General features: G+C 45.3%; 4 protein-coding genes. 3 read left to right on the forward strand and 1 reads right to left on the reverse strand.

The genetic code is table 11. The annotated features are described in order from the left end of the window. Nucleotides 1-148: 148 nt before the first annotated feature. Nucleotides 149-1780, reverse strand: a complete 1632-nt coding sequence (locus KW93_RS11700) for a Na/Pi cotransporter family protein (RefSeq protein WP_033543204.1) — start codon at nucleotides 1778-1780, stop codon at nucleotides 149-151. A 168-nt stretch (nucleotides 1781-1948) separates the two neighbouring features. Here KW93_RS11700 and KW93_RS11705 point away from each other — a divergent pair, with 168 nt between their 5' ends. The 3 genes from KW93_RS11705 to KW93_RS11715 all read left to right on the forward strand — a co-directional run bounded on the left by KW93_RS11705 (nucleotide 1949) and on the right by KW93_RS11715 (nucleotide 4338). After that, a complete protein-coding gene (locus KW93_RS11705) occupies nucleotides 1949-2458 on the forward strand; it encodes a DUF1189 family protein (RefSeq protein WP_052131587.1) in 510 nt (169 codons plus the stop codon). 158 nt (nucleotides 2459-2616) lie between these two features. After that, a complete protein-coding gene (ispG, locus tag KW93_RS11710; protein WP_033543206.1) occupies nucleotides 2617-3738 on the forward strand; it encodes a flavodoxin-dependent (E)-4-hydroxy-3-methylbut-2-enyl-diphosphate synthase in 1122 nt (373 codons plus the stop codon). Between the two features lie 12 nt (nucleotides 3739-3750). Next, a complete protein-coding gene (locus KW93_RS11715; protein ID WP_033543207.1) occupies nucleotides 3751-4338 on the forward strand; it encodes a nucleotidase in 588 nt (195 codons plus the stop codon). The last annotated feature ends 82 nt before the right edge of the window (nucleotides 4339-4420 follow it).

Here is a 4420-nt window from a genome sequence, read left to right on the forward strand (position 1 = left end):
CGAAGAGCTGGGCCGCTGGAGTCTGGACAAGTAGTTACCCAATCCTAAATGAAACTGAAATAAAAGCTCCCTTCCATCGTGCCCTACATTTTTTAAAATGTAAAGAAAGATGAAAGGGAGATAATAATCATATATTTAAATCGTTTACTTATGTTCTATTGCCAAGAATAGCTTCTGCAATATTTACTGAGTGGTCACCGATACGTTCAAGGTTGCTGACGATATCAACAAAGACGATACCGGCTTGTGCCGAACATGCTCCTTCATTTACACGAAGAATGTGTTTCTTACGGAATTTGCGCTCCATCTTATCGATGAGGTCTTCCTGTTCCGCAACCTCACGGGCAAGCTCATGGCTTGTCGTATCAAGTGCATCCAGAGATTTTTGGACTGTTGCGATTGTCAGCGTGAACATTTCCCGGAGATCTTCCATGGCATCTTCAGTCAAATTGACCCGGTTGTTCACCTGATAGTCGATCAGCTCGATAATGTTCTCGAAATGGTCGCCGATCCGCTCGATGTCGCGCACAGTTTCCATCAGCATTGTATGGCGTGTTGAATCTGCAGCTGAGAGTGACTCTGCAGAAATCAATATCAGATAATCAGTTATCTTACTGTCAAGATTGTTGATGGCATCTTCCAGCTGGTAACCGGTTTCAGCATTTTTTGAACTCTTTGATTTAAGATATTCATAGGTTTCCTGCAAACCCTGCACCGAATATTGACCCATGCGGAGGATTTCCTCTTTTGCCTGGCCAAGTGCGATTGAAGGCGACTGTTCGATAAAATGAATGTCAAGATGTTTCGGCTTGAATTCAATCGTCACTTCTTCACCCGGTATCAGCCTGGTCACAAGGTATGCCCAGAGTCCGATAAGCGGGAATTGGATTAGTGTATTCGCCACGTTGAATGTACCGTGCGCAAATGCAATTTCCATTTTCGGTTCAAGCCCCAATGTCGTTCCAAGCCATGCCACATAAGCCGTGAATGGCACAAGCAAGATGAGGAAGATGACAGACCCTATAACGTTGAATAAGACATGGACAGCTGCTGCGCGGCGGGCGGCAACGGACGTGCCAAGTGCAGCCAGAACTGCAGTAATGGTCGTACCGATGTTATCTCCGAATAATACCGGCAGAGCGGCATCGAGTGTAACCAGTCCTTCAGCATAAAGACCCTGCAGGATTGCTATAGTACCACTTGAACTTTGGACAATTAAAGTGAAGATGGTTCCTACTGCTACGCCCAGGATAGGCATTTCACTTAAATTGACCGTCATATCGATGAAGGCCGGCAATTCACGCAATGGTTTCATCGCCCCGCTCATCGTTTCCATTCCGAAGAACAAACCTCCGAAACCAAAAATAACCTGTCCGATATTCTGTATTTTATTTTTCTTGAAGAAGAATATCAGGAAAGCACCGACTGCCATGATCGGCAAAGCGTACGCTCCTACATCAAGTCCAATGATGAAAGCCGTCACGGTCGTCCCGATGTTTGCTCCCATGATAACTCCGATTGCCTGACGCAATGTCATAAAGCCGGCACTTACCAGACCGACGACGATAACTGTCGTACCTGAACTGGACTGAATAAGAATAGTAACGACAATACCAACCAGAACACCCATGAATGGATTGGTCGTAAAGCGATCCAATATATCCCGAAGTTTATCCCCTGCCGCTTTTTGCAAAGCATCTCCCATATATTTAATGGAGAAAAGGAATACACCAAGTCCACCAAAGAAGGAGAATAATATTTCTTGCCAGTTCATTTCCACGATTAACAATCACTCCTAGATTTGCGTATTGACACCTTGTCTATTATGAAGAGTTCTACATTCAAATGTAAATACCTTTAATAAAAATTTACAATCCCGTAACAAAGCGCAATTATTTCAATTTCATATCATGGTACGATAGTAGAATCAGATGAAAGGAAGATGGATTTGAATACTTTTCAATTATTGAAAGCCAGCTTAATGGAACCTAAAAAGCAGGCAGCCGTCAGAATAATGACGATCGGCAAAATCTTGCGCTTTGTTTTCCTGTTTATCCTGGTGCTGACAATTGCGTCTTTCATTGAATTCATTACAGGTTTGAACAGTGTTTCGGGAGATTTGGAGGGTTTGCTTCTTTATATAGAAGAAATCGAAGTCCTGCTTTACCCGTTGGCCTTCCTCCTGCTGTTTGTTTCTACAACACTTTATCATTTCATTAAAATCAGCCTGTTTGCATGGATTGGCATGGGCATATTGAAAGCGGTGAAACGGCGTGGGGAGTACCGGCATCTATGGCGGACCGCGGCGCTCAGTGTCACATTTCCGACACTATTGTCTTTGGCCGCCGGCTTTTTTACGGAAAGCGAATGGCTGCCGCTGCTGATTTCGCTGCTGACCCTTGTTTATTTGTATATGGCGATCAAGTATTATCCGAAGATGCCTCCACAGCACAAATGAGGCTCAGCCGTTCTTTCTTGTATTTTACAGCCATCGACTGCTAAAATAGCAATAGGCAACAGGCAGAGCCGGCGAGGATTTTATAAACTCCGAAATCCGGCATAGAAAAGCGGGACTGGCTGCATCAGCCCGAATATCCCAAAAGGAGAGATTAATTGATGAGTGAGATCATTCACCGTTCAAAAACACGCCCCGTTAAAGTTGGAGACATCACAATCGGCGGCAGCAATGAATTATTCATTCAAAGTATGGCCACAACAAAAACACATGATGTGGAAGCGACAGTAGCAGAGATTCTGCGCCTCGAAGAAGCGGGCTGTCAGGTTGTACGGGTGGCATGCCCGGACGAACGCGCCGCTTACTCAATCGGCGAGATTAAAAAGCGCATCAACATCCCTCTTGTTGTCGACATCCATTTCGATTATAAACTGGCGCTGATCGCTATCGAACAAGGCGCTGATAAAATCCGCATCAACCCGGGCAACATCGGACGACGTGAAAAAGTGGAAGCTGTCGTCAATGCCTGTAAAGCAAAAGGAATACCTATCCGCATCGGCGTCAACGCCGGATCGCTGGAACGTAAAATTCTTGAAAAATACGGATATCCGACAGCTGACGGCATGGTCGAAAGTGCGCTTCACCACATCAAGATCCTCGAAGATCTTGATTTCCATGATATCATCGTGTCGTTGAAAGCATCGGATGTCAGCCTGGCTGTCGAAGCTTATGAAAAAGCTTCCAAAGCCTTCGATTATCCCCTTCACCTGGGAATCACTGAATCCGGTACATTGTTCTCCGGTACAGTTAAATCAGCTGCAGGACTCGGTGCTTTGCTGGCCAAAGGCATCGGTAACACGCTGCGCGTTTCATTAAGCGCTGATCCTGTGGAAGAAGTGAAAGTAGCACGTGAAATGCTGAAAATTTTCGGACTTTCTTCCAATGCGGCAACTTTAATCTCATGTCCGACATGCGGTCGTATTGAAATCGACCTGATTTCAATCGCCAACGAAGTGGAAGAATACATCTCACATATCAAAGCGCCGCTTAAAGTCGCTGTCCTGGGCTGTGCTGTCAACGGTCCTGGAGAGGCACGCGAAGCTGACATCGGCATCGCAGGCGCACGCGGGGAAGGATTGCTGTTCATGCACGGCAAAACCGTCCGCAAAGTTCCGGAAGAAACAATGGTGGAAGAACTTAAAATCGAAATCGACAAGCTTGCACAGGAATATTTCGAAAAACAGGCCGCTGAAAAAGCGGAAATGGAAAAACAACAAGCCTAAGGTTGTGATGCTATGAGATATCGTTTTGGTATAGATATTGACGGGACGGTCACTTCTCCGACGTCGCTGATCCCGCACATAAACAAACAATTCAACAGTGAACTGACATTGGATGACATCAAGGAATATGATCTGACCTCCGCCCTGCCCCACTTGGAACCTGGAGAATTCTACTCCTGGTTCAGGGAAGCGGAATCCATGATCTATGCTTCTTCTCCAGTATCGGAAAATGCGAAGAACATCCTGAATCAATGGAAAGAACGTTATGAATTATTCTACATTTCAGCCCGGGGCGAAAATGTTTCGGATATTACACTGGAATGGTTTAAAAAGCACGCTATCGCCTTCGATCACATCGAGTTGATCGGTACACACAATAAGATTGAAACGGCCAAAAGGCATAATGTCGATCTCTTCTTTGAAGACAAGCACGACAATGCGGTGGAAATCAGCGAAGAGCTGGATATTCCTGTCTTGCTGTTCGATACTCCCTACAACCGTTTGCCTGTACCGAAAAACGTCATCCGGGTATATAACTGGCTGGAAGCAGAGGAATTTGTGAAAAACGAATTTTCGCTGGAAGAACTGAAAACGAAATAAGCATGAAAAAGCATCTGTGAAAAAATCACAGATGCTTTTTTTGTATTTTTGTGTCCAGACTCCAACGGCCCAGCTCTTCGGG

The organism is Planococcus sp. CAU13, assembly GCF_000775575.1.
GTDB lineage: Bacteria > Bacillota > Bacilli > Bacillales_A > Planococcaceae > Planococcus.